This window comes from Pseudomonas lactucae (assembly GCF_036688725.1).
GTDB lineage: Bacteria > Pseudomonadota > Gammaproteobacteria > Pseudomonadales > Pseudomonadaceae > Aquipseudomonas > Aquipseudomonas lactucae.
In genome coordinates this window covers 198,866-224,320 of sequence record NZ_JAQQPT010000009.1, presented here as the reverse complement: position 1 = coordinate 224,320, position 25,455 = coordinate 198,866, and the positions used below count along the sequence as shown (strand labels likewise).

General features: G+C 61.8%; 22 protein-coding genes, 2 tRNA genes and 2 pseudogenes. 13 read left to right on the top strand and 13 right to left on the bottom strand.

What is annotated here, in order from left to right; genetic code table 11:
* Positions 1–36: 36 nt before the first annotated feature.
* A complete protein-coding gene (locus tag V6M90_RS12915; RefSeq protein WP_332846630.1) occupies positions 37–1,611 on the top strand; it encodes an alkaline phosphatase D family protein in 1,575 nt (524 codons plus the stop codon).
* 25 nt (positions 1,612–1,636) lie between these two features.
* Here the strand turns inward: V6M90_RS12915 and V6M90_RS12910 are convergent, their stop codons facing one another.
* Positions 1,637–2,263: an alanyl-tRNA editing protein gene (locus tag V6M90_RS12910; RefSeq protein WP_332846622.1), complete on the bottom strand. Its 627-nt coding sequence runs from the start codon at positions 2,261–2,263 to the stop codon at positions 1,637–1,639.
* Positions 2,264–2,352: 89 nt separating this feature from the next.
* Between V6M90_RS12910 and V6M90_RS12905 the strand changes: the two genes are divergently transcribed.
* A complete protein-coding gene (locus tag V6M90_RS12905; protein WP_305428915.1) occupies positions 2,353–3,336 on the top strand; it encodes a LysR family transcriptional regulator in 984 nt (327 codons plus the stop codon).
* 503 nt (positions 3,337–3,839) lie between these two features.
* On the opposite strand, the gene V6M90_RS12900 is transcribed toward V6M90_RS12905, so the two are convergent.
* Positions 3,840–4,247, bottom strand: a complete 408-nt coding sequence (locus V6M90_RS12900) for a PA2817 family protein (protein ID WP_332846621.1) — start codon at positions 4,245–4,247, stop codon at positions 3,840–3,842.
* Positions 4,248–4,322: 75 nt separating this feature from the next.
* The gene (locus V6M90_RS12895) at positions 4,323–6,770 is read right to left on the bottom strand and encodes an acyl-CoA dehydrogenase (protein ID WP_332846620.1); all 2,448 of its coding nucleotides are present in this window, start codon (positions 6,768–6,770) and stop codon (positions 4,323–4,325) included.
* A 189-nt stretch (positions 6,771–6,959) separates the two neighbouring features.
* On the opposite strand from V6M90_RS12895, the gene V6M90_RS12890 reads away from it, so the two are divergent.
* The 4 genes from V6M90_RS12890 (at position 6,960) to V6M90_RS12875 (ending at position 10,137) form a co-directional block, all read left to right on the top strand.
* A complete protein-coding gene (locus V6M90_RS12890) occupies positions 6,960–7,619 on the top strand; it encodes a transglutaminase-like domain-containing protein (protein ID WP_003172874.1) in 660 nt (219 codons plus the stop codon).
* 56 nt (positions 7,620–7,675) lie between these two features.
* Positions 7,676–8,293, top strand: a complete 618-nt coding sequence (locus V6M90_RS12885) for a glutathione S-transferase family protein (RefSeq protein WP_141063697.1) — start codon at positions 7,676–7,678, stop codon at positions 8,291–8,293.
* Between the two features lie 135 nt (positions 8,294–8,428).
* A complete protein-coding gene (locus tag V6M90_RS12880; RefSeq protein ID WP_003172876.1) occupies positions 8,429–9,361 on the top strand; it encodes an ABC transporter ATP-binding protein in 933 nt (310 codons plus the stop codon).
* The gene (locus V6M90_RS12875) at positions 9,358–10,137 is read left to right on the top strand and encodes an ABC transporter permease (RefSeq protein WP_003172877.1); all 780 of its coding nucleotides are present in this window, start codon (positions 9,358–9,360) and stop codon (positions 10,135–10,137) included. Before V6M90_RS12880 ends, V6M90_RS12875 begins: the two co-directional genes overlap by 4 nt.
* A 71-nt stretch (positions 10,138–10,208) precedes the next feature.
* Here the strand turns inward: V6M90_RS12875 and V6M90_RS12870 are convergent, their stop codons facing one another.
* Entirely contained in the window at positions 10,209–10,748 is a 540-nt protein-coding gene (locus tag V6M90_RS12870; protein WP_332846619.1) for a TetR/AcrR family transcriptional regulator, read from the bottom strand.
* A gap of 90 nt (positions 10,749–10,838) precedes the next feature.
* Here V6M90_RS12870 and V6M90_RS12865 point away from each other — a divergent pair, with 90 nt between their 5' ends.
* From V6M90_RS12865 to V6M90_RS12850, 4 genes are all read left to right on the top strand, one after another.
* On the top strand, positions 10,839–12,032 hold the full coding sequence (locus V6M90_RS12865; protein WP_003172879.1) for an MFS transporter: 1,194 nt from the start codon (positions 10,839–10,841) through the stop codon (positions 12,030–12,032).
* 42 nt (positions 12,033–12,074) lie between these two features.
* Entirely contained in the window at positions 12,075–12,386 is a 312-nt protein-coding gene (locus V6M90_RS12860; protein ID WP_003172880.1) for a cupin domain-containing protein, read from the top strand.
* Positions 12,387–12,492: 106 nt separating this feature from the next.
* Entirely contained in the window at positions 12,493–13,641 is a 1,149-nt protein-coding gene (locus V6M90_RS12855) for a TDT family transporter (protein WP_003172881.1), read from the top strand.
* Positions 13,642–13,706: 65 nt separating this feature from the next.
* Positions 13,707–15,581: an MFS transporter gene (locus V6M90_RS12850; RefSeq protein ID WP_332846618.1), complete on the top strand. Its 1,875-nt coding sequence runs from the start codon at positions 13,707–13,709 to the stop codon at positions 15,579–15,581.
* Between the two features lie 123 nt (positions 15,582–15,704).
* On the opposite strand, the gene sugE is transcribed toward V6M90_RS12850, so the two are convergent.
* The 3 genes from sugE to rdgC all read right to left on the bottom strand — a co-directional run bounded on the left by sugE (position 15,705) and on the right by rdgC (position 18,104).
* On the bottom strand, positions 15,705–16,019 hold the full coding sequence (gene sugE, locus V6M90_RS12845; RefSeq protein ID WP_003172883.1) for a quaternary ammonium compound efflux SMR transporter SugE: 315 nt from the start codon (positions 16,017–16,019) through the stop codon (positions 15,705–15,707).
* A gap of 105 nt (positions 16,020–16,124) precedes the next feature.
* The gene (locus V6M90_RS12840; protein ID WP_003172884.1) at positions 16,125–17,090 is read right to left on the bottom strand and encodes a bile acid:sodium symporter family protein; all 966 of its coding nucleotides are present in this window, start codon (positions 17,088–17,090) and stop codon (positions 16,125–16,127) included.
* Between the two features lie 93 nt (positions 17,091–17,183).
* Positions 17,184–18,104, bottom strand: coding sequence for a recombination-associated protein RdgC (gene rdgC, locus V6M90_RS12835; protein ID WP_003172886.1), 921 nt, complete (start codon positions 18,102–18,104; stop codon positions 17,184–17,186).
* 158 nt (positions 18,105–18,262) lie between these two features.
* Between rdgC and V6M90_RS12830 the strand changes: the two genes are divergently transcribed.
* Positions 18,263–18,338: transfer RNA gene (locus V6M90_RS12830), tRNA-Val, on the top strand.
* Between the two features lie 19 nt (positions 18,339–18,357).
* Positions 18,358–18,434 (top strand) — tRNA-Asp (locus V6M90_RS12825).
* A 268-nt stretch (positions 18,435–18,702) separates the two neighbouring features.
* Here V6M90_RS12825 and V6M90_RS12820 read toward each other — a convergent pair.
* From V6M90_RS12820 to V6M90_RS12805, 4 genes are all read right to left on the bottom strand, one after another.
* Positions 18,703–19,266, bottom strand: a complete 564-nt coding sequence (locus tag V6M90_RS12820; RefSeq protein WP_078823859.1) for a cytochrome b — start codon at positions 19,264–19,266, stop codon at positions 18,703–18,705.
* Positions 19,267–19,364: 98 nt separating this feature from the next.
* A complete protein-coding gene (locus V6M90_RS12815) occupies positions 19,365–20,819 on the bottom strand; it encodes an aldehyde dehydrogenase family protein (protein WP_141063694.1) in 1,455 nt (484 codons plus the stop codon).
* Positions 20,820–20,856: 37 nt separating this feature from the next.
* The gene (locus tag V6M90_RS12810) at positions 20,857–22,233 is read right to left on the bottom strand and encodes an aspartate aminotransferase family protein (protein ID WP_003172890.1); all 1,377 of its coding nucleotides are present in this window, start codon (positions 22,231–22,233) and stop codon (positions 20,857–20,859) included.
* Between the two features lie 62 nt (positions 22,234–22,295).
* On the bottom strand, positions 22,296–22,448 hold the full coding sequence (locus V6M90_RS12805; RefSeq protein WP_157135710.1) for a hypothetical protein: 153 nt from the start codon (positions 22,446–22,448) through the stop codon (positions 22,296–22,298).
* On the opposite strand from V6M90_RS12805, the gene V6M90_RS12800 reads away from it, so the two are divergent.
* Complete coding sequence (locus V6M90_RS12800; protein ID WP_305428927.1) at positions 22,447–23,409, top strand: helix-turn-helix domain-containing protein; 963 nt, start codon at positions 22,447–22,449, stop codon at positions 23,407–23,409. The two genes, V6M90_RS12805 and V6M90_RS12800, sit on opposite strands and share 2 nt — an antisense overlap.
* Before the next feature lie 46 nt (positions 23,410–23,455).
* On the opposite strand, the pseudogene V6M90_RS30190 reads toward V6M90_RS12800, so the two are convergent.
* Together V6M90_RS30190 and V6M90_RS30185 are read right to left on the bottom strand one after the other, a co-directional pair.
* A pseudogene (locus V6M90_RS30190) lies at positions 23,456–23,977 on the bottom strand (methyl-accepting chemotaxis protein); the annotation flags it as partial.
* A gap of 336 nt (positions 23,978–24,313) precedes the next feature.
* Positions 24,314–24,988, bottom strand: a pseudogene (locus V6M90_RS30185) (HAMP domain-containing protein); the annotation flags it as partial.
* Positions 24,989–25,455 lie beyond the last annotated feature (467 nt).

Below are 25,455 nucleotides of genomic sequence, written 5' to 3'. Positions count from 1 at the left end.
TTTGTCCACCCTGCCAAAGAACTGGGCGTTGCGCTCATGAGCGGCGGCATCGACCACAGCCGTCGACGCGTACTCGCCGGGCTGGCCGTTGCCACCACCTTTTCGCTGCTCAGTCCCTTCGCCCGCAGCGCCGGGGTGGATTATCCGTTTACCCTTGGTGTGGCCTCGGGCGATCCGTTGCCGGATGGCTTTGTGATCTGGACGCGCCTGGCGCCGTTGTTCAATGCCGCTGACGGTCGCGGCGGCTTGCGTCGCGCGGTGCCGGTGCGTTGGCGGGTGGCCACTGATGCGGCGATGACGCGGGTGGTACGCCACGGCGAGGTCACGGCCAGCGAGCGGTTTGCGCATTCGGTGCATGTGGAGGTCGCCGGGTTGGAGGCGGGCCGGCCGTACTGGTATCAGTTCGAGGGGCTTGGCGCCCAGAGCCCGGTGGGGCAGTCACGCACGGCACCCGCCGCGCACGCCATGGCATCCGCGCGCCTGGGTTTTGTTTCCTGTTCCCACTGGGAGCGCGGTTATTTCAGCGCCTATCGTCATCTCGCCGCTGAACGACCCGACCTGGTGTTTTTCCTGGGCGACTATATCTACGACAACTCTTTTGCCGCCGACTCCGGGAAGGTCGTGCGTGCCCACGGCGCCGGCAATGCGGTGAGCCTGAGTGATTACCGCAACCGCTACGCGCTGTACAAGACCGATCCCGACTTGCAAGCCTTGCACGCCGCCGCGCCTTGCGTCGTAACCTGGGACGATCACGAGGTACAGAACGACTATGCCAACCGCTGGTCCCAGGACCCGAAGATCGCGGTGGCGCAATTTCTTCAGCAACGCACAGCGGCCTACCAAGCCTATTACGAGCATATGCCACTGCGTGCCAGCAGCTTGCCGAGAGGCCCGGATATGCGCATCTACCGGCGTCTGGACTACGGCCGGCTTGCACGATTGCATGTGCTCGACGGGCGCCAATACCGTTCCGAGCAACCCTGTGTCCTGCCCAATGGCAGCCATCAAGGACATATCGCCACCAATCCGTGCAGCGACTTGCGCGACCCCGCTCGCACCATGCTCGGTTGGCAGCAGGAGGCCTGGCTGGACCAGGGTTTTGCCCAGTCGAAGGCGCAGTGGAACCTGATCGCCCAGGACCTGCTGGTCGCCCCGCTGGCGCAGCGTGACCTGACCAACCACAAACCGGGACGCTGGACCGATGGCTGGGATGGCTACATGGCCAACCGCACGCGCATGCTCGCGTCGATCGAGCGCAATCGCGTGAAGAACCCGGTGTTCTGGGCGGGTGATATCCATTCGTTCTGGGTGACGGACCTGCACGCCGAGGCTGACAAACCGGACTCGCCGGTGGTCGCCACCGAGTTCGTCGGCAGCTCGGTGACGTCCGACGGGCCGCCCTATGAGGCGTTCAACAAGATCCTGCCGCTCAACCCGCATGTGAAGTTTTTTGACAGCCGCCAGCGCGGGTATATGTCGGTGGAGTTGAAAGAGCAGCAGATGCTCACGCACTTTCGGGTGATCAGCGACCCGCGTGACCCGGCGGCCGGGGTGTCGACGTTGAAGTCGTTTGTGGTGGAGTCGGGGCGGGCGGGGGCGGTTGCGGTTTGATACCTGTGGGTGAGCAAGCGGTGATTCAGTCGAGACTGTAACGCACCGACAGCGCGCCCTTTTTCTCCGACAGGGCCAGGATGGTCACCCGGCCCAACTCGCCCAGCGTCTGCACATGGGTGCCGCCGCAGGCATACGCGGGCAAGTCACCGAAGCCCACTTCGCGGCTGCCGTCTTCCAGGGTCATGTGGCGTGGGCAGTCAGCGGCGATCCACTGGTTGATCTGCTGCTGAATCGCCTCGGCGTCCATCGCTTGAGCGGTTTCGCCGCGGATAAAGGTGATCTTGCCTTCGCCCGGCCAGTGGTGCGCCTTGATCGGCATCCAGCCCAGGATTTCACCGACATTGCCGATCAGGTGCCCGGCCGAATGCAGGCGAGTGTGCAGGGCGCGGCGCTGGGCATCGACCCGTGCGCTGATCGGTCCCGGTTGCACGGGCCTGTCGAGGTAATGCACCACGCGATCAGCCTCCTGGATGACGCGCAGCACGTTGCTATCGCCGAGTGTGCCGGTGTCGAACGGCTGGCCGCCGCCCTGGGGGTGAAAAATCGTCGATTGCAGGACCACTGTAAACTGGCCCTCGTGAGGCGTGCAACTGAGCACTTCAAGTTCGGCGGTCAGGTGGTCGTGGGTGAAAAACAGGCGCTCGGTCATTCTTTACCTCCGCATCAGGGTTTTGCGGGCAGTATAAATAGTGCTTGGATGGGTGATAATCCGCTCAATTATCAATGGACCTGTGCATCATGAGCATCAATCTTCCCTTGCCGCTGCTGGGTGAAATGGCGATTTTCGTCAAGGTGGTGGAAGCCGGCAGCTTCTCCGAAGCGGCACGGCAACTGAGCGTTTCGCCGTCGGCGGTGAGCCGCAGTATTTCGCGCTTGGAAAAGGCCCTGGCCACCCGCTTGCTGCAGCGCACCACGCGCAAATTGCGCCTGAGTGAGGGCGGTGAAGAGGTGTTCAAGCGCTGTCAGGAGATGGTCAACGCAGCACGTTCGGTGATGGAGGTCGGCGGCCAGTTCACCCACGAAGCCGAGGGCCTGGTGCGGGTCAGCGTGCCCAAGGCGGTCGGGCGGTTTGTGGTGCATCCGCATATGCCGGAATTTCTGCGGCGTTACCCCAAGGTGGACGTGCAACTGATCCTTGAGGACCGGCAGGTAGACCTGATCGATGACAACGTCGACCTGAGCATCCGCATCACCGACAGCCCGCCGCCTGGGCTGGTGGGTCGTCAGTTACTGCCGATCGAACATTTGCTGTGTGCGACGCCGCAATACCTGGCCGAACACGGCACGCCCGCGCACCCCCACGATTTGCTGGAGCACAGCTGCATCTACCTCGGCGAAACCCCGGGAGACTCACGCTGGAAATTTCGTCAGGCCGGCAAAACGGTGACGGTCGGCGTGCGCGGGCGTTATGCGGCGAATCACACCGGTGTGCGGCTGGACGCAGTGTTGCAGCACGTGGGAATTGCCAGCTTGCCGTACTTTACCGCGCGCCATGCCCTGGAGGAGGGGCGGTTGGTGCAGGTGTTGCCGCAATGGGATTTTATTGCGTCGTACCATGGTGAGGCGTGGTTGTTGCATTCGCCCACACGCTACCTGCCGCCGAAGTTGCGGGTGTTTATTGATTATCTGGTGGCGTGCATGGCGAAGGAGCCGACATTGCGTGTGGTGAGCGGGCTTGTCGAATCGTCGCACCGCCCGCGCTGGGCTGCGAAGCGGTCCTAAAACAAGTTACCGAGACCTGATTGGAGGAACAAGGTTTTTGCAATGGGCTGCTACGCAGCCCAGCGCGGGCATAGGTATCTACACGACTGCCTGATCTTGCGCTGTTGCTGTTGCTCTGGCTTTTGATCTTGATCTCAGGCGCCCCGTCAAACACGCTGGCCGGAGTGAGGGCACACCGAGCCTAGGCGAGGTGCCGAGTGTTGGGGCAAGAGCCCTTTTGGTTACTTTTGGCTGGGCCGGCATTCCGGGCTCTTTTCCAAAAGTGACACGCCGTAAGGGCATAACCCTAAGTGGCCGTTACCGCAGGAATGGATATGTACTCGGTCAGATCCAACATCCTGGTCGGCTGTCAGACCGCCATCGGGAGCAAGCCCCCACATTTGGGATCGAGGGCATCAGTTAGAGACTCGTCGGCTATCAGGCCGTCACGGGAGCAAGCTCCCTCGCCACAGGTTCATACCTATGCAGCGCGGGGCAAGCCCGCTCACCTCAAGACGGGTGAGTCAGTGCTTGCTCTGATCCTGAGGCATGGCCAGCAGCTGCTTTTCCTGGTTCCAGTCGAACGGTTCGTCGTTCAATTCGGCTTCATGGCGACGCTCTTCCAGGGCCTGGTACAGGTCCAGTTCTTCGTCGGGCATGAAGTGCAGGCAATCGCCGCCAAAGAACCACAGCAGGTCGCGCGGCACCAGGTGGGCAATTTGCGTGTAGCGCAGGATGACCTGGCTCATCAGGTCCTGGCCCAGGTACTGGCTCTCGATCGGGTCGATCGGCAGCAGGGCGCGCAATTCGTCAAAGCGCTCCAGGAACAGGGTGTGGCTCTCCTCGGGTACCTGTTCGGCTTCGCCGACGGCAACCAGGATGCTGCGCAGGTGGTCGAGCAAGACGAGATGATCGGCAACGACGTTGGACACGAGATAAGTCCTCTAAAGCAAAAACGGGCGCGAGAGTATATGCCCCTCGCGCCCGTTTTTATATGACCGCTCGACTCAGCGGACTTTGCCCTGTGCCTGGGTCAGTTCTTCCTTGTTGAAATCATCCACGTCGATCACCTTGCGCCGCGCCGCTTCGGCGTTACGCAGGGTCTGCGCTTCGGCCGGTTGCAGCACGCCAGCGTTCAGGGCGGCGTCGATGGCATGTTCGCCGGCACCTGGTTTGATCTGGCCGCTTTTAAGTGCGGTGTGGAGCTTTTTCTGCAACCCATGGCTGGCGCCGAGCAGGTCGTAGGCGTGTTGCAGGGCGCCGACCGGATCCTCTGCCGATTGCGGGCGGTAGCAGCCGGCGAGCAGTTCTTCCAGGGTCGGATCGCCCTTGGCGCGGCCGATCACGGCGGCTACTTCGGCGTCCAATGCGTCGGACGGCCCGGTATGACGGCGGCCGAACGGGAACACGATCACCCGCAGCAGGCAGCCGAGCACCTTGTTCGGGAAGTTGCTCAGCAATTCATCCAGGGCACGCTCCGATTCGCCGAGGCTTTCTTCCATGGCCCAGGTGAACAGCGGTTCCAGGTGGTCCGGCGAATCCAGGTCGTGGTAACGCTTGAGTGCCGCCGAGGCCAGGTACATATGGCTCAGCACATCGCCCAGGCGTGCCGACAGGCGTTCGCGGCGTTTCAGCTCGCCGCCCAGCAGCATCATGCTCAAGTCGGCGAGCAGGGCGAACGCGGCGGCCTGGCGATTGAGCGCGCGGAAGTAGCCCTGACTCAAGCGGTTGCCCGGCGCTTTCTCGAAGTGCCCGATACCGAGGTTCAGCACGAGGGTGCTGGCGGCGTTGCTCACGGCAAAGCCGATATGTTGCATCAGCAGGCCATCGAACTCCTTCAGGGCCTGGTCGCGGTCTTCACGACCGGCCAGTGCCATTTCCTTGAGTACGAACGGATGGCAGCGGATGGCGCCCTGGCCGAAGATCATCAGGTTGCGCGAGAGGATATTCGCGCCCTCCACGGTGATGAAGATCGGTGCGCCTTGCCAGCTGCGGCCCAAGTAGTTGTTCGGGCCCATGATGATGCCCTTGCCGCCGTGTACGTCCATGGCGTGGCTGATGCACTCGCGGCCACGCTCGGTGAGGTGGTACTTGAGGATGGCCGACAGCACCGAGGGTTTTTCGCCCAGGTCGACGGCATTGGCGGTGAGCATGCGCGCGCTGTCCATCAGCCAGGCGTTGCCGCCGATACGCGCCAGGGCTTCCTGGATACCTTCGAACGCCGACAGCGGCACGTTGAATTGTTCGCGGACCTGGGCATATTGGCCGGTCACCAGGCTGGTGAACTTGGCCGCGCCGGTACCGACCGCCGGCAGGGAAATCGAACGGCCCACCGACAGGCAGTTCATCAGCATCATCCAGCCCTTGCCGAGCATGTCCTGGCCGCCGATGAGGTAGTCCAGGGGGATGAAGACGTCCTTGCCGGAATTGGGGCCGTTCATGAATGCGGCGCCCAGTGGCAGGTGGCGGCGGCCGATTTCCACACCGGGGGTATCGGTGGGAATCAATGCCAGGCTGATGCCCAGGTCTGCCTCGTCACCCAGCAGGTGGTCGGGGTCATACGCTTTGAACGCCAACCCGAGCAATGTCGCGATCGGGCCGAGGGTAATGTAGCGTTTTTCCCAGTTCAGGCGCAGGCCGAGGGTTTCCTGGCCTTCCCATTCGCCTTTGCAGATCACGCCGGTGTCGGGCATGGCGCCGGCGTCGGAGCCGGCCAGCGGGCCGGTGAGGGCGAAGCAGGGAATATCATCGCCACGCGCCAGGCGCGGCAAGTAGTGGTTGCGTTGTTCTTCGGTGCCGTAGTGCAGCAGCAGTTCGGCCGGCCCCAGTGAGTTGGGCACCATCACGGTGGACGCCAGGTCGCCGCTGCGGGTGGCCAGCTTCATCGCGACCTGGGAGTGGGCGTAGGCAGAGAAGCCCTTGCCGCCGTATTCCTTGGGAATGATCAGGGCGAAGAAACCGTGGGTCTTGATGTGCTCCCAGGCGGCGGGCGGCAGGTCCATGGCCTGGCCGATTTCCCAGTCGCTGACCATGGCACAGAGTTCTTCGGTGGGGCCGTCAATGAAGGCCTGTTCTTCTTCGGTCAGTTGCGCCTTGGGGTAGGCCAGCAATTTGTCCCAGTCGGGGCGACCGCTGAACAGCTCGCCGTCCCACCATACGGTGCCGGCGTCAATGGCGTCGCGCTCGGTTTCGGACATTGGCGGCAGGACTTTCTGAAACCAGCTGAACAGCGGTTTGGTGAAGTATTGGCGACGCAGGTCGGGCAGCAACAGGGGCACCGCGATCACGGCGATCAACACCCAGAAGATCAGCAGCAGCCAACCCGGGGCATGGCTCCAGGCGCCCATCGCCAACAGGTAGACGGCGACCACGCCCAAGGCGGGCAGGGGCGCGGTGCGGCGGTGTGCCAGGTAAGCAACGCCGACCACCAGAACCAGTATCCACAACAACAGCATATTCAATCCTCCGTGAACCAGGGCGAAACCACCAAGGAGCTTAGTCGGCATCCGAGAAAGCGCGGTGATCAGGGTGTAACGAGTTGTACGAGAGGCAACGATCGGCAGGCGCCGACATTTGGCCGAATCGTCGTTATCTCCGGGGCAGGCCGGTCGTTAAACTCCAGGCTTGCTTTGGAGATAAAGCTCATGGAAAGGTATCTGAGTCCCAGCCGCTTCATCGATAGTGACCACCCTGCGGTGGTGGAGTTCGCCGAAAAACATCGCGGAACCAGCGCGTATTTACGTGACCAGGCAGTCAGTCTCTATGTCGCCGTCCGCGAGGCCGTGCGTTATAACCCCTACACCTTCAGCCGCGATCCAGACACGTTGAACGCCAGCTTCGCCCTGGCCACCGGCGAAAGCTACTGCGTGCCCAAGGCCACCTTGCTCGCTGCCTGCGCCCGCCACTGCGGTATTCCCGCGCGCATCGGGTTGGCGGATGTGCGCAATCATCTGTCGACCCCGCGCCTGCTCGCGCTGCTCAAGAGTGATGTGTTTGCCATGCACGGCTACACCGAGCTGTACCTGAACGGTCGCTGGGTCAAGGCCACGCCTGCGTTCAACAGCCAATTGTGCGAGGTGTTCGACGTGCCGCCGCTGGAGTTCGATGGGGTCAATGACAGCGTATTCCATGCGTTCAACCGCCAGGGCCGGCGTTCGATGGAGTACGTGGTGGACCATGGGCAATTTGCCGACGTGCCAGAGGAATTCTTCTTCGCGCACCTTCAGAAATGTTACCCACACCTGTTTGCCGAAACGATGCCGACCGTGCTGGGAGATCTACAGAGCGATTCAAGCGGCGTGTGAACCGGCGTATGCTGCTGCGTTCATCAAGCCATGTTCATCCACAATAAGGCGCGGTCATGCTGAAGATCTGGGGTCGTAAAAATTCGTCAAACGTCAGGAAAGCACTGTGGTGCGCCGAGGAACTCGGCCTGGACTATGAAGCAATTGATGCGGGCGGAGCTTTCGGTGTGGTCGATACGCCGCAATATCGCGCGATGAACCCCAATGGCCGGGTGCCGGTGATCGAAGACGGTGACTTCGTGTTGTGGGAATCCAACACCATCGTGCGTTACCTGTGCGCCAAGCACGCGTCGGCGTTTTACCCGAGCGACGTGCAAGCCCGGGCCAGCGCCGAAAAGTGGATGGACTGGACCACTTCGACCCTGGCCGAGCCGTTCAAAGCCGTGTTCTGGGGTGTGGTGCGTACCCCGGCCGAACAACAGAACTGGGACAGCATCAATGCCGGGCGCCAGGCCTGTATCGATGCGCTGGCGACCGTGGAGCAGGCCCTGGCCGAGCAGCCTTACCTGTCCGGCAGCGTGTTTGGCATGGGCGATATTCCTTTGGGCTGTTTCATCTACGCCTGGTTTGAAATGCCCATCGAGCGCCCTGCAATGCCCCATCTGGAAGCCTGGTACCAGCGTCTGCAACAACGCCCGGCCTACCGCAAAACGGTGATGACTGCGTTGACTTAATACCTACTATTAATACGGGTGACTGTACTTGTGTGATGCGGGCACGCACCATGCCCGCCATGCATCGCCGGTTGAACTACCTGTGCTGCGCCCTCATCTATCCTTTCTATTCCCTTCTTTGGTGCGTAATCCGATATGAGTTCCGCTCTGTCCATCCGGCAGCTAACCAAAACCTACGGCAACGGTTTCCAGGCCCTGAGTGGTATCGATCTGGACGTTGCCGAAGGTGACTTCTTCGCCTTGCTCGGCCCCAACGGCGCCGGCAAATCCACCACCATCGGTATTCTCTCCACCCTGGTCAACAAGACCAGCGGCACGGTGAATATCTTCGGTCATGACCTGGATAAATCCCCCGCGGCGCTCAAGCGTTCCATCGGCGTGGTGCCCCAGGAGTTCAACTTCAACCAATTCGAAAAGACCTTCGACATCGTCGTGACCCAGGCCGGTTATTACGGCATCCCGGCGAAAATCGCCAAGGAGCGCGCCGAGCAATACCTGACCCAACTGGGCCTTTGGGACAAGCGCGACGTGCCTTCGCGTTCGCTGTCCGGCGGCATGAAGCGTCGCCTGATGATCGCGCGCGCACTGGTACATGAACCACGCCTGCTGATCCTCGACGAACCCACCGCCGGCGTGGACATCGAGCTGCGTCGCTCGATGTGGACCTTCCTCACCGAACTCAATGAAAAGGGCATCACCATCATCCTCACCACCCATTACCTGGAAGAGGCTGAGCAGCTGTGCCGCAACATCGGCATCATCGACCACGGCACCATCGTCGAGAACACCAGCATGCGTAATCTGCTGGGCCAGTTGCATGTGGAAACCTTCCTGCTCGACCTGAAGAACGATCTGTCGGCGGCGCCGCAACTGCTCGGTTACCCGAGTCGCCTGGTGGACGGCCATACCCTGGAAGTCCAGGTGGACAAGGCCATGGGCATCACCGCGCTGTTCACGCAGTTAGCTACCCAGAACATCGAGGTGCTGAGCCTGCGTAACAAAACCAATCGCCTTGAGGAGTTGTTCGTGTCCCTGGTGGAGAAAAATCTGACGAAGGTGGCGGTATGAGTTCCGAACTGCAGCCCAACCTCGTCGCCCTGCAAACCATCGTCTACCGTGAAGTGAAGCGCTTTACCCGGATCTGGCCACAGACCCTGCTGCCGCCGGCGATCACCATGGTCCTGTACTTCGTGATCTTCGGTAATCTGATCGGCCGGCAGATCGGCGACATGGGTGGTTTCACCTACATGGAGTACATCGTGCCGGGCCTGATCATGATGTCGGTGATCACCAACTCCTACGGCAACGTGGTCTCCAGCTTCTTTGGCAGCAAGTTCCAGCGTTCCATCGAGGAACTGATGGTGTCGCCCGTGTCGCCGCATACCATCCTGATCGGCTACACCCTGGGCGGCGTGTTGCGCGGCTTGATGGTCGGTGTGATCGTGACCTTGCTGTCGCTGTTCTTCACTCACCTGCAGGTGCATCACCTGGGGTTGACCATTCTGGTGGTGGTGCTGACGGCGACAATCTTCTCGCTGCTGGGGTTCATCAACGCCGTGTTCGCACGCAACTTCGATGATATTTCGATCATCCCGACGTTCGTGCTGACGCCGCTGACCTACCTGGGTGGGGTGTTCTATTCCATCACCCTGCTGCCGCCGTTCTGGCAGACCGTATCGCTGGCCAACCCGGTGCTGCATATGGTCAACGCCTTCCGCTACGGCATCCTGGGCGTGTCGGATATCAAGATCAGCGTGGCGATCACCTTCATGATCGTGGCCACGGTGGTGCTGTATATCGGTTGCGCGCGGTTATTGGTGAGTGGGCGCGGGATGCGTACGTAAGTACTGATCTAAATGCGGTAAAAAAATGTGAGAGGGGCAAGCCCCTCCCACATTTGGTTTTGTATAAGGCCTTATGACTTCAGCGCCAGCTCGATCAGCTTGTGCAGTTCTTCTACTTCCAGCGGCGCACTGGAGAACAGAATACGAAACACCGTCGGCGCCGCCAGCAGGTTGATCAAGCGGTCCACGCTTGGCGCCGCCTCGGCGGGATAGCGATCGACAATCGCCTGCAACTGCCCACTCAAGATGCTCACGCAAAACCCCGGGGTCACGCTGCATTGCACGTCGCGCATCATGTTGCGCCCCGGCTCCGAACTCATTTCATCCAGGTATTGCTCGGCCCAGGCCCGCAGGTCGCCGCGCAGGCTGCCGGTGTTGGCCGGTTCGCTGTCGGGGCGCATGCGCGCCAGGGCCACGTCGGCGAGCAACACCGACAGGTCGCCCCAACGCCGGTAGATGGTTGACGGCGTGACGCCCGCACGTGCGGCAATCATCGGCACGGTCACGCTGGAACGGTCATGGGCTTGCAGCAGCTCACGCACGGCCGAATGAACGGATTCTTGTACCCGGGCACTACGGCCCCCCGGGCGGAGGCCTTCTTTAATCGCCATGTTATGACCTTAACACAAAGAATTTGCTTTAAGCCTTCGCCAGTAGCACACTCTACAAAAGCAAAATATTAGCTTTAGCGGAGTGTGCCTATGCCCAATCTTCCTTCTCAGCGTTCCAGCCTGGTGTTCCTGGCGATCACCTTGCTGACGTTCCTGGCCGCGTCCAGCGCGCCGACGCCGTTGTACCACCTGTATCAGGAGGGCCTGCATTTTTCGGCGGGCATGCTCACGCTGATCTTTGGTGTGTACGCGTTGAGCCTGTTGGCGGCCTTGTTGACCGTGGGTTCGTTGTCGGATCACCTGGGGCGCAAACCGGTGATGTTTGCCGCGCTGGTCCTGAATATGCTGGCGATGTTGCTGTTTATCAATGAGTCCAGCGTGGCCTGGTTGCTTGCCGCGCGTACGCTGCAGGGCTTTGCCACCGGCATGGCCACGGCGGTGCTGGGGGCGGCGTTGCTCGATACCGATCGCCAGCAAGGGCCGCTGATCAACAGCGTGGCGCCGTTGTTGGGGATGGCCTGCGGAGCAATGGGATGCAGCCTGCTGGTGGAGTTTGCACCGTTCCCGACGACCTTGATTTACGCGGTGCTGTTCAGCTTGATGCTGTTGCAAGCCTTGTATGTGTGGCGCCTGCCGGAAACCGTCAGCCGCATGCCTGGGGCGTTGGCGTCACTGTGGCCCACCTTGCACGTGCCGGCCCAGGCCCGCCGCGCGTTGTGGATTGCATTGCCGGTGGACGTCGCGGTATGGGCCATGGGTGGTTTTTATCTGTCCCTCGCGCCGTCGCTGGTGCGGGCGGCGACCGGCTCCACGTCCAATCTGATCGGTGGCGGGTTGGTGGCCGTGCTGACATTGAGCGGTGCGCTGATGATCTACAGTCTGCGCAATCGCCCGGCCGACAAGGTCCTGCGCCTGGGAGCCGGGCTGCTTGCGATGGGCGTGGCGTTGATCCTCGGCGCTGTGCATGCCGGCAGCCTGCCGTTATTTTTCATCGCCACGCTGATCGCCGGCAGCGGCTTCGGGGCGGGGTTCCTGGGGGCTGTGCGCAGTGTCGTGCCGCTGGCCTTGCCCCACGAACGGGCGGGCTTGATGTCGGCGTTCTATGTGCTGAGTTACCTGGCGTTCTGCGTGCCGTCACTGTTGGCGGGCAATCTGATCCGCAGCCTGGGTTTGATTGCCACTACCGACGCGTATGGCGTATTGCTGATCGTGCTGGCACTCAGTGCCTTGGTCGCGCTGCTGGTGCAGGATTCTTCCAGGCGCAAGGCGACATCCAGCCATTGATCCGGTAATAATCGGCGACTTAAAAAGCCATGAGATTCAAGCATGAAGATCATCCGCAGCAAGGACTTCACCGGCAGCCGTGCCTGGGAGGCACTGGATGTCGCCAACATGAACGGCATCACCACCCGTTTGCATTGGACTGACCAGCCGTATCGCTGGCACATCAACGACGGAGAAGAAGTCTTCGTGGTGTTGGATGGACGGGTGAACATGCACTACCGCGACCAGGGGTTCGAGCAGGTGGCAGAGCTGGCGGTGGGGGATATTTTCTATGCCGGTATCGGTACCGAACATGTGGCGCATCCCCAAGGCCCGGCGAGGATTCTGGTGATTGAAAGCGAAGGCAGTGTCTAGCGCTTATTGGTAAAACAGATAACAGTTAGAGATATTACCCGTTATATAGATATTCGATCAGGTTCTACCATGGCCTCAACCTCATGCGAGGAAGAGGATTGCCATCATGACTTGCTCGAATACCATCAGCTACAAACCCTTCAGCCACCTGACCCGACCCCGGGAAGTGATTCGCCAGTTCACGCCCAACTGGTTCGCCGCGACCATGGGCACGGGTGTGCTGGCGCTGGCCCTGGCGCAATTGCCGCTCAATCTGCCAGGTCTGCACGCGATTGCCGAAACGTTGTGGCTGTTTACCACTGGCCTGTTCGCACTGTTCAGCGTCTTGTATGCCGCGCGTTGGGTGATGTTTTTTCACGAGGCACGCCGGATCTTCGGGCACTCCACGGTTTCGATGTTTTTCGGCACCATTCCCATGGGCCTGGCGACCATTCTCAATGGCTTGCTGCTGTTCGGCCTGCCGCGTTGGGGCGCTGATGTGATCCCGTTGGCCGAAGCCCTGTGGTGGCTGGACGTAGCCATGGCCGTGGCCTGCGGCGTGTTGATCCCGTTCATGATGTTCACCCGCCAGGAACACAGCATCGACCAGATGACCGCCGTATGGCTGTTGCCGGTGGTCGCCGCCGAAGTCGCCGCGGCCAGCGGTGGCTTGCTCGCGCCACACCTGGCAGACGCCCATGGGCAATTGGTGATGCTGGTGACCAGCTACGTGTTGTGGGCGTTTTCTCTGCCGGTGGCGTTCAGCATCCTGACCATCCTGATGCTGCGCATGGCCCTGCACAAACTGCCCCACGCCAATATGGCCGCGTCGAGCTGGCTGGCGCTCGGCCCCATCGGCACCGGAGCCCTTGGCATGTTGTTGCTGGGGGGCGATGCGCCCGCCATCTTCGCCGCCAATGGCATGCCCGGCATCGGTGAGATCGCCAATGGCCTGGGCCTGGTGGCGGGCATCACCCTGTGGGGCTTTGGCTTGTGGTGGATGCTGATCGCGGTGCTGATTACCCTGCGCTACCTGCGCGCCGGTATTCCGTTCAACCTCGGTTGGTGGGGCTTTACCTTCCCGTTGGGTGTCTATGCCCTGGCCACGCTGAAGCTGGCGAACGTGCTGCACCTGGGGTTCTTCAGTGTAACGGGCAGTGCGCTGGTGGTGGCGTTGGCATTGATGTGGCTGGTCGTGGCCAAGCGCACCGTGCAGGGCGCCTACAAAGGTGAGCTTTTTGTTTCTCCGTGCATTGCAGGATTAGGGAATAAGTAAGCGGGATTAGGTAAAGTCGTGGCCTGACAATCTATAAGCCTTCAGGCCACGCAGGAACACGGACGATGAGCCACCCCTCACAATTCACCTTGCTGCGCACGCGGCGCTTTTTGCCGTTTTTCGTCACTCAGTTGCTGGGTGCCTTCAACGACAACATCTTCAAGCAGTCGTTGATCCTGGCGATTCTCTACAAACTCACCATCGACGGTGACCGCTCCATCTGGGTCAACCTGTGCGCCTTGCTGTTTATCCTGCCGTTCTTCCTGTTCTCGGCGCTGGCCGGGCAGTTTGGCGAGAAATTCAACAAGGACGCGTTGATCCGTGCGATCAAGATCGGCGAGATCGTGATCATGGCCGTGGGCGCCACGGGCTTTCTCACCAATCACCTGGAATTGATGTTGCTGGCGCTGTTTGCCATGGGCACGCACTCGGCGCTGTTCGGCCCGGTGAAGTACTCGATCATGCCCCAGGCGCTACGTGACGATGAGTTGGTGGGCGGCAACGGCCTGGTGGAGATGGGCACGTTCCTGGCGATCCTGGCCGGCACTATTGGGGCTGGGGTCATGATGTCGTCCGCGCAGTACGCGCCGGTGGTGTCGGTAGCGATTGTCGGCGTGGCCGTGCTGGGATACCTGGCCAGCCGCAGTATTCCGCGGGCGGCGGCGTCTACCCCAGGGTTGCGTCTGAACTGGAATATCTTCAGTCAATCCTGGGCCACCTTGCGCCTGGGCCTGGGGCAGACGCCGGCGGTGTCGCGCTCCATCGTCGGTAACTCGTGGTTCTGGTTTGTCGGGGCGATCTACCTGACGCAGATCCCGGCGTATGCCAAAGAGTGGCTGTACGGCGACGAGACCGTGGTGACGTTGATCCTGACGGTGTTTTCGGTGGGCATCGCATTGGGGTCGATGCTCTGCGAAAAACTCTCCGGGCGTAAGGTGGAAATCGGCCTGGTGCCGTTCGGTTCATTCGGCTTGACGGTGTTCGGCCTGCTGCTGTGGTGGCACTCCGGTGGTTTCCCGCAGAACGTGCAGGCCAATGACTGGCTGGCCGTGCTGAGTTATGGCCAGGCGTGGTGGGTGTTGCTCGATATCCTCGGCCTGGGTGTGTTCGGCGGCTTTTATATCGTGCCGCTGTACGCGCTGATCCAGTCGCGCACCGCCGAGCACGAGCGAGCCCGGGTGATCGCGGCCAACAACATCCTCAACGCGTTGTTCATGGTGGTGTCGGCGGTGGTGTCGATCCTGTTGCTGAGTGTGGCCAAGCTGTCGATCCCCGAGCTGTTCCTGGTGGTGTCGCTGCTCAACATCGCGGTCAACACTTACATCTTCAAGATCGTCCCCGAGTTCACCATGCGCTTCATGATCTGGCTGCTCAGCCATTCCATGTACCGCGTGGAGCATCGCAACCTGCAGGCCATTCCGGATGAAGGCGCGGCGTTGCTGGTGTGCAACCACGTGTCATTCGTCGATGCCTTGTTGATCGGCGGCGCGGTGCGTCGGCCGATTCGTTTTGTCATGTACTACAAAATCTATCGCTTGCCGGTGCTCAACTTTATCTTTCGCACGGCGGGAGCGATCCCGATTGCCGGGCGCCATGAAGATATCCAGATCTACGAAAAGGCCTTCATGCGGATTGCGCAGTATCTGAAGGAAGGTGAACTGGTGTGCATCTTCCCGGAAGGCAAATTGACGACCGATGGCGAGATGAACGAGTTTCGTGGCGGCGTGACGCGCATTCTGGAAGAAACCGCGGTGCCGGTGATTCCCATGGCGTTGCAGGGGTTGTGGGGGAGTTTCTTCAGTCGCGATCCGAACAAGGGGTTCTTGCGCAGGATCTGGTCGCGGGTGGTGTTGGTGGCGGGTGAGCCGCTTGCTGTGGAGGCTGCAACGCCTGCGCAGTTGCAGGCTGTGGTGGGTGGTTTGCGGGGGAGTGTCAGGTAGTTCTGTGTTGGAGGAGTGGCCTCATCGGGAGCAAGTCGAACCGTCGCACCGCCCCCTCCCACATTTTGATTTGTGAATACATTCAGAATGTGGGAGGAGCTTGCTCCCGATGGCGGTAGTGGCTTAAGTGGAGATCTTGAGCCCAATCAACCCGCAAATAATCAACGCCACACTGGCCAGCCGAAACAGCGCCATGGATTCGCCAAACAGGATAATCCCGGCGATCACCGTGCCCACGGCGCCCACACCCGTCCACACGGCATAAGCGGTGCCCAGCGGTAACTCTTTGACCGCCAGCCCCAGCAGCCCGAGGCTGACAGCCATGGCGACAATCGTCAGGACGGTGGGCAGCGGCTTGCTGAAGCCGTCGGTGTACTTAAGGCCCACGGCCCAGCCGACTTCGAACAACCCGGCAAAAAACAGAATGATCCAGGACATGATGACCTCGCTTCTTCAGGCGGGGTCGTCCCCGGAGTCAACGCGCATTGGCGTCGCGAGGTCGTCCCCGCGAAGCGCGTAGAGTGCCGAAAACGGATCGGGCGATCAAGTTTGCGGGGTGTTCTCCAAAATGCGGCGGTCTTCCTTTTCGCTCATGCGCCGGAAGTAGGTCGACAGCAACGCCCCGGAAATATTGTGCCAGACGCTGAACAGCGCACTCGGCACCGCCGCCAGTGGCGAGAAGTGCGCGCTGGCCAATGCGGCGCCCAGCCCGGAGTTCTGCATGCCCACTTCCAGCGCCAGCGATTTGCGTTGCGCCAAAGGCAGCTTGAACACGCGGCCGGTGAAGTAACCCAGTAAAAAACCGAAGCTGTTGTGCAACATCACCACGGCCATGATCAGCAGGCCCGATTCGGCAATCTTCGCCTGGCTGGCGGCAACCACCGCCGCAACGATGATCACGATGCTGATCACCGACACCAGCGGCAACACCTCCACCGCATGGCGCACCCGCGTGCCGAGCAGGCGCTGCGCAACCACGCCGAGCACGATCGGCAGCAGTACCACTTGCAGGATCGACCAGAACAACTCCATGAACGACACCGGCAACCAGGCCGAGGCCAACAACCAGATCAGCGCCGGGGTGAGCAGCGGGGCGAGGAGGGTGGTGACGGCGGCGATGGCCACCGACAACGCCAGGTCGCCGCGCGCGAGCCAGGTCATCACATTGGACGAGGTACCGCTTGGGCAGCAACCGACCAGGATTACGCCGACGGCGATTTCCGGCGGCAGGTGGAACACCTGACACAACACCCAGGCCACGCCCGGCATGATCACGAAGTGCGCAACCACGCCCAACGCCACGCGCCAGGGGTGGCGGGCGACTTCGGCGAAATCGTCGAGTTTGAGGGTCAGCCCCATGCCGAACATCACCAGGCCCAGCAGCGGGACGATGGCGCTTTTCAGGCCGATGAACCAGCCGGGTTCGAGGAAGGCCACGACAGCGAAAATCAACACCCAGTAGGCGAAGGTATTGCCGACGAAGCGGCTCATGGCGGCGAGTGCGCGCATGGGGGTGTCCTTGTTGTTAGATTCTTGAAGTTGAAACACATATCAAATGTGGGAGGGGGCTTGCTCCCTCCCACATTTTGATCTTCACACGGCTTAGATACCCTGTGGCGTTTCTTCGCCGCCCAGTGCCTCAACCAACGCCGGCAGGAACTCGCCAAAGGTCAGCATCATCAGGGTAAAGCTGGCATCCAGTTGGCCCAGGGCTTCGTCGCCGCCGTCCTGTTCCGCCTGGTCTTGCAGCAGGTCTTCGAACTTCAGGCGCTTGACGGTCATCTTGTCATCGAGCATGAAGGACAGCTTGTCTTGCCAGGCCAGGGACAGTTGCGTCACGACCTTGCCGGTGGTCAGGTGCAGTTGTATCTCTTCGCCGGTCAGATCCTGGCGCTTGCAACGCACAATGCCGCCGTCTTCGTGGGTGTCGCGCAGTTCGCATTCGTCGAGCACGAAGAAATCATCCGCCGGTTTCTGGGTAGTGACCCAGTCGGTCATGATTGCGGTCGGTGCGGTTTTCACCGTGAGTGGGCGTACCGGCAGGGTGCCGATCACTTCACGCAGGGTCGACAGCAAGTCTTCGGCGCGTTTCGGGCTGGCCGAGTTCACCAGGATCAGGCCTTGTTTCGGCGCGATGGCGGCGAAGGTCGACGAGCGACGGATAAACGCGCGCGGCAGGAAGGCCTGGATGATTTCATCCTTGATCTGGTCGCGTTCCTTCTTGTAGACCTTGCGCATTTGCTCGGCCTCGATTTCTTCGACTTTCTCTTTGAGCGCGTCACGCACGACACTGCCCGGCAGGATGCGTTCTTCCTTGCGTGCGGCGATCAACAGGAAGTCGCCGCTGACGTGGACCAGGGGCGCGTCTTCGCCTTTACCGAACGGCGCGACGAAACCGTAAGTAGTCAACTCCTGGCTTGCACAAGGGCGCGCCAGCTTGGTGGCCATGGCCGCTTCCAACGCCTCGGCATCAACAGGCAGATCTTGGGTCAGGCGATAGATAAGCAGGTTCTTGAACCACATGGGGTGAGTCTCTCCTTTATACAAAGGGGAGCATTATTCTCTTGATAGCGGCTCAGGCCAACCCTGCCTAAGCCATTGGAAGGCCTCAAAAAAAGATTTAAGAAAGTGCTTGCCAGACCCTGGGTCGCTCCGTAGAATGCGCGCCACACCGAGACGAAGGGTGATTAGCTCAGCTGGGAGAGCATCTGCCTTACAAGCAGAGGGTCGGCGGTTCGATCCCGTCATCACCCACCATTCGCTTCATGTGTTACGCGCAGCGGTAGTTCAGTCGGTTAGAATACCGGCCTGTCACGCCGGGGGTCGCGGGTTCGAGTCCCGTCCGCTGCGCCATATTCGGTTACCTGGAACGCTGAACATCAGGTCGCCACAAGAAGCCCGCTCATTGAGCGGGCTTTTTTTCGTCTGCAGCATTTCACTGGCATCCATCTCCAGCCACGGTTACACCGCTGGCACAGCCTTTTTATCATTTCTTACTCATCCATTTTCATATGGGTGTGTCTACCGCTGCGCTGTATTCCCCTCCTTACGATTGGCCACGGCAAATTTTCCTCCAGCGTACGCGCGAGGCGTTGGCATCTTGCGCCAACGCCTCATCCGGTCAGAGCATGCGGCGCAGAACATCGTTACGAGGGTCTCGGTCGTAAAACCGATGCTTGAGGGCACCCACCACATGCAGCACGATCAGCCCGAGCAGGGTATAGGCGAGTATTTTGTGCAGCCATTGGAAGACGACAAACCAGGCGTCATTTTTGGGCAGCAGCTCCGGCAGGTTCACTCCGAAAAAGAACACCCCGTCACTCATGGTGTAAGTGCTCGACATGGAGTAGCCCATCAACGGCACGATCACCAACAGCGCATACATGACGCGTTGCGTGAGCCTGGACAACATCCGTTCGTGCGGGGCCAGGGTTTCCAGCGGTTGCGGAATGCTCGGTGCTCGCCAGCGCAGGGCGATCTGGGTGAGCACCAGCAAAAACGTCAGCACGCCGAAGGATTTGTGCCAGGGGTAATAGAGCTCGTATTTGCTTGCCACTTCGTCGTTCAGGCCGGTCATGTGCCAGCCCGCCCAGAGCAGGCCCAGGATGAGTACGGCACGGACCCAGTGCAAGACGCGCAGGGAGGTCGGATACCGATCTATTGTCGGTTGATCTATCGGGTTCATCGCAGGCTCTCCATTGATCATCAAAGGCGTGAGGAATGCACGGTTGGATGGCCGCCCCGCGGGCAGAGGGCCGCAGGGTGGCTGGGTGGGGCGTGGGCTTAGTCGGGCAGCAGCACGGTGATGACTTTTTCCTCGGTGTAGGCCTGCGCGCCGCCAAACCCGCCTTCACGACCCAGACCACTGGCCTTGACGCCACCCCAGGGCAGGTTGGCGTCCAGTGGGCTCCAGCAGTTGATGCCGATGGCGCCGGCCTTGACCTGCGCGGCCACGCGGTGCGCGCGTGCCAGGTCGGTGGTCCAGACCGTGGCCGCCAGGCCGTAGGCGCAGTCGTTGGCCAGGGCCACGGCCTCTGCTTCGCTGTCGAACGTGATCACCGTGCCGACCGGCCCGAAGATTTCGTCCTGGGCGATCGCCATGTCGTTGCGCGCGTTGGCGAAGATCGTCGGGCGTACGAACCAGCCTTGCCCAGGGGTGGAGACCCCGCCGGCCAGCAGCGTTGCGCCCTGATCGATACCCAGCTGGATGTAACGGTTGACGCGGTCGAACTGCGCTTTCTTGGCCACCGGTCCCATTTGCACGTCGGGCTCGCGTGGGTCACCGACCTTGACCGCACGTGCGGCATCGGCCAGTGCGGCGGCGAAGCGTTCGGCCAGGCTGCGCTGGACCAGGATGCGCGAACCGGAGGCACAGATCTGCCCCTGGTTGACGAACAGGCCCAGTGCGCAGCCGAACAACGCGTCATCGAATGGCGCATCGTCGAACACGATCTGCGGGCTCTTGCCGCCCAGCTCCAGCGCTACGTGCTTGAACAGCACACCGGCGGTGCGCTGGATCTCGCGCCCGGCCTCGGGGCTGCCGGTGAAGCTGATCTTGGCGACGTGTGGGTGCTCGCACAGGGCGCGGCCCACTTGCGCGCCGTAGCCGGTGACCACGTTGATCACGCCATCCGGAAAGCCCGCTTCCTGCGCCAGTACCGCCAGGTGCAGGGCCGACTGCGGGGTCTCTTCCGCGGGTTTGACGACCACGGTGCAACCTGCCGCCAGCAGTGCGGCGAGCTTCCACACGGTGATCATCAGCGGTGAATTCCACGGCACGATGGCGCCTACTACGCCCACGGGTTCGCGCACCGTGTACGAGAGGGTCTTGCTGCCGAAGTAACCGCCGGTAGGGATGGTGCGGCCCTCCAGCTGGTTGGCCCAGCCGGCGGCGGCGCGCAGGTTGGCGATGGCATTGGGCAGGTCCATCCGGCGTGGTTCGAGGGGGGAGCGGCCGATGGCGTTGGCGTCCATGTCGGCCAGCACCTCGCTGTCACGCTCCACCAGGTCGGCCAGTTTCGACAGCAGTCGACCACGCTGGGCGCCGTCGAGCCGGCTCCAATCTCCGCCCTCAAGCTGGGCGTGTGCCGCTGCCACGGCACGTTCCACATCGTCGACGGTGCCGCGTGCGCAACTGCCGTATGTCTGTTCGGTCACGGGGTCGATGAGCGGGATGCGCCCACCGTCGCTGGCTTCGCGCGGCGCGCCTTGGATGAAGTGGTTCAGGTGTTGATTCATGTGAGTGTCCAGGGGTGATGAGCAGGAGGCATATACCTCATGCCTCGAGGGAGGCCAGGGCGTCGCCGAAGATGTCCAGCGCCTTGAAGAACATCGCGCGCGGGATCGTCAGCGATGGCATCACGCGCATGACGTTGCCGTAGCGGCCGCACGGGATCATCAGCACGCCGTGGTTCATCAGGTAGCCCATGAGCCGGCCGATTTTTTCGCCCGCCAGCGGCGTCCTGGTGGCGGCGTCTTCGACCAGTTCGATGCCGATCATCAGGCCACGGCCGCGCACTTCGCCCACCCATCGGCTATTGAAACCGCGTATGTGTGCCTGCGCTTCCAGTCCCAGGGTGTGGGCGCGTTCAAGCAGGCCGAGTTCCGGGTCTTGCAGGATGCTGATGTTGGTCAACGCCACGGCCGCGGACAGCGAGTTGGCAGCGAAGGTATTGGGCATCGACCCGTCGGGAATCGCGGCCGCCAGGTCCGAGCGCATGATCAGCCCGGCCATCGGCAGGTCGCTGCCGATGCCCTTGCCGAACGTGAGCATGTCGGGCTTCACGCCGGAATGCTCCACCGCCCACATCTTGCCGGTGCGCCCTGCGCCGGATTGCACTTCATCGACGATCAGCAGCGCGCCGGCGCGGTCGCAGGCTTTGCGCAACAGTTGCAGGAACTCCGGCGAGGGGGGCACGTAGCCGCCTTCGCCTTGCACCGGTTCGACGATCACGGCGGCCACGTCATCGGCGGCGGTGTAGGGGCTGTTCAGCAGGTAATCCACGTAGTCGCCGGCGATCTGCTCGGCGCTGCGGTGCGTGGTATCGAAAGGAAAGCGGTAGGCGTAGGGGTAGGGCGCATGGATCACGCCCCCCATCATCGGGCCGTAGCCCTTGCGGTAGGCCGTGCCGGTGGTGAGCGCGCCAGAGGCGTTCCACACGCCGTGGTAGCCGCCGTGGAAGGCGAGGATCTGGTGACGCCCGGTGATACGTTTGGCGAACTTGACTGCCGCCTCCAACGCATCGCTGCCGCTTTGTGTAAAGAACGTGATGCAGTCGCCGCGCAGGCCTTCGGGCGCGATCTCGGAAAGTTTGGCTGCGAGCGCGGTGCGGCGGGTGCTGTTGATTTCCAGGGCGTGCATCAGCACTTCGGATTGGTCGCGGATGGCCTGCACCACCTTCGGGTGGCAGCGGCCGACGCTGCTGACGCCCACGCCCGCGGACAAGTCGATGTAGGTGTTGCCGTCAGGGTCCTTGAAGGTCGCGCCGAACGCGCGGTCCATCGCGATCGGCATGCGCCCGCCGCCGCGCGCCATCGACTCCGTACGCGCCGACAGCGCCAACGCCTCGCGGGTCATGGGGCCGGGCAGGGTTTTGGAAATCATGCGCGGGGCATCCGCGAAATGCAGGGCTTCTAGTTTGGACTCACTCATGACGAACTCTCTGGCTGACGGTTTTCAGTGTGCCGATCATTCTCACGGTGGGGCCTTGACCGTTAGCCCGAATCGGCAAATCGACGCAGGGAAAAGCGCGCCGTAGTCGACGAATGGCCAATGGCAGAAAGAATTTTGCAATATTTTTTCTGTGTGGGAATATCGCAAACATTGCGGGCTAAAAACCTGATATCGACAGAGGTTTTACGCATCATGACAAACCACCATGTCAGCCACTTTCGCGATATCCATGTACATGCGGCCACTGTTCAGGAATGGAGCCAGGACTACAGCCAGTTAACCGCCGGCCTGGCCGAAAGTTCTTTGATGCAACTGACGACCGCGCGTTGCCACGTGTTCCGTGAGCAGATCAACCAGCGCGTGGTGCAGCACGGCGTGGCGCCGCGCGGCAAGATGTGCTTTGCCGTGCCGATCAGCGTGCCGGGTTCGACGCGCATGCAGGGTCGCGAGGTGGACGGCAGCAGCCTGTTTTTTCTGCACGGCGGCGAGGAGTTCATGTTCCATATGCCGATGGGCATGGAGCTGTTGTCCGTCACGTTCGAGCGCGAATGGTTCGAGCAGGCGTTGGCGCACACGGCGTCGGCCAAGGAGATCAGTCGGTTGCTGCGTCAGCCGGTGATCCGGGTCTGCGCGCAGCGCTTTGCCCAGGCCCGAGGGCGATTGCTGGCGATGCTGTCCCTGGCGGTGACCGACCAGGCGCCCGACAGCGGGTGTGAGCCCAGGCTGGAGCAGGCTCTGCTCGATGAGTTGATGCAGCTGCTCACCGACCCGGCCTGTGACAAGCAGCAGCGTAGCCCGAGTTCCACTCGCAGTTTCATCGTCGAGAAATGCCACCGGCTGACCACCGCCGAGATGCTCAACGTGCCCAGCGTGATCCAATTGTGCGAGCGCCTCCAGGTGAGTCGACGCACCGTGCAGAACAGCTTTCGCGCGGTGGCCGAGACCACGCCGCTGAACTACCTGCGCTCGGTGCGGCTCAATGGGGTGCGCCGTGCCTTGATGTCGACCGCCGCGTCCCATCTCTCGATCGGCGATGCCGCCGCCCAATGGGGGTTCTATCACCTCAGCCATTTTGCCGAGGAGTACCACGCCCTGTTCGCCGAGTTGCCCTCCCAAACCGCGCGTGCTGCGATTCCCGCCTGCGCGCGCGCCTGAAATACCCGCCCACCATGGCGCATCAATAGCCTGGCGCCGCCGCAGTCTAGGCGCGGAACTGGTCCATCAACTGCATTTGATGATTGGCCCGAGCATTGAGCTGGCTGCTGACCTGCGCCGATTCGGCAGCCTGTTCCGTCAGCGTCTCGGTCACCCCGCGAATGGTCGAAACGTTGCGATTGACCTCCTCGGCCACCGCACTTTGTTCCTCCGCCGCACTGGCGATCTGCAGGTTCATATCGCTGATCACCGTCACCGCCTGGCTGATTTTGCCAAGCGCTTGCACGGCATGGTGGATCTGCCTGGCGTTGCTCTGGGCCTGCGCCTGGCTTGAGTGCATGACGGCGACCACGCCACGCGTGCCGGTCTGGATGCGCTCGATCACCTGGCGGATTTCCTCCACCGAATCCTGAGTGCGCTTGGCCAGGTTGCGCACTTCATCGGCAACCACCGCAAAACCGCGACCGCTTTCGCCGGCACGCGCGGCCTCGATCGCGGCGTTGAGCGCCAGCAGATTGGTTTGTTCGGCAATGCTGCGGATCACCTCCAGCACCGAGCCGATCTGCTCGCTATTGACCGCCAGTGCTTCGACTTCGGCCACGGCCTTGCTGACCTCATCGGCCAGGGCGTTGATGTCCTTCGTGCTGCGTTCGATGATGCTGATGCCCTCTTGGGACGCCTGGTCGGCACCCCGGGCTGCCTGGGCGGCATTTGACGCGCTGCTGGCGACTTCGTGCGCCGTGGCGCTCATCTCGTTGGAGGCGGTTGCCAGCTGATCGATCTCGCGAAATTGCACCTGCATGCCTTCACTGGTTTGCCGCGCGATTTCCGAGGACTGGTCGGCGGTGCCACGGGCATCCGTGATGCTCTGCTTGATCTGCGCAATGGTCGGTTGCAGCTTGTCGAGAAAGCGGTTGAACCACTGCACCAGCTCGCCCAGTTCGTCCTTTTTGCGGTAATCGAGCCGTTGAGTCAGGTCGCCGTCGCCGCTGGCAATCGCCTTGAGCATCTGCGCGACGCTGTTGATCGGGCGCGTCACGCCGGACGCGGTGAGCCAGATCAACAGCAGGCCCAGCAGCCCGGCACCGATGGCCACCAGCAGCGACACCAGGGTGTCACGGGTCTGGGTCTGGTCAAGCAAGGATTGCAGCTTCACCGAGTCGGCCAGCAAGACATCCCTGGGCAGGTCGATGACCACGCCCCACGGCGCCGCCTCGGGGATCGGCGCGACAGGGTAGACCGCGCGTATCGATTTATCCTGGGCCAGCACGGTTGGTTGTTTCTGTGCCAGCGCGCTGAGCACGGCCTGGCCTTCCTGCGCCAGCGGCGCGCTGATGGGTTTGCCGATCTGGCTGGCATCGCTGCTGTAAGCGGCGAGCACGCCGCTGTCGGAGACAATCAGCATGCGCCCCGAACCGTTGAACAGCGCGCGCTGGGCATCGCTGGCGGCGGCTTGCAGGGCGCCGAGCGCGAGGTCCACGCCGAGGGTGCCGATCACCTTGCCATCCACTATCAAGGGTATGGACAAGGTGGTCATTAGTTGCACCTGCCCGGCCTGAGTGTCGGCGTAGGGCGCCATCAGGCAGGTGCGTCGGGTGTCGCGCGGGCAGGTGTACCAACTGTTGTAAGGCGTGCCGCTGATGCTCAGTTCGGTTTTCTGCAAATCGGCTTCGGGGATCAGGATATTCACCGCTGTGCCGGCGCCCCGGTTCCAGGCGCTGGCAAAGCGTCCGTTTTCGTTGGAGGCGCGTGCGGCGTCGTTGGCGAACTCGGCGTCTTTACCGTCCAGCGCATTCGATTCGTAGACCAGCCAAAGTCCCAGTACCTGCGGGTTGCGGTCGAACGTTGTCTTGAGCCCCTGGTTGAGTTCTTCACGCAGGGTCGTGGCGGCCAACCCGCGCTGGGCGGCCATGCTACGCAGGTTGGCTGCCTGGTCGGCAAAGGCGCTGATGATCTGCAAGCTGCTGCCGAACACCCGCTGCAGGTTGCTTGCCTGCTCGGCGGCCTTGGCCTGCAGCAGGTTCTCGCCACTGTCCGTGAGCATCC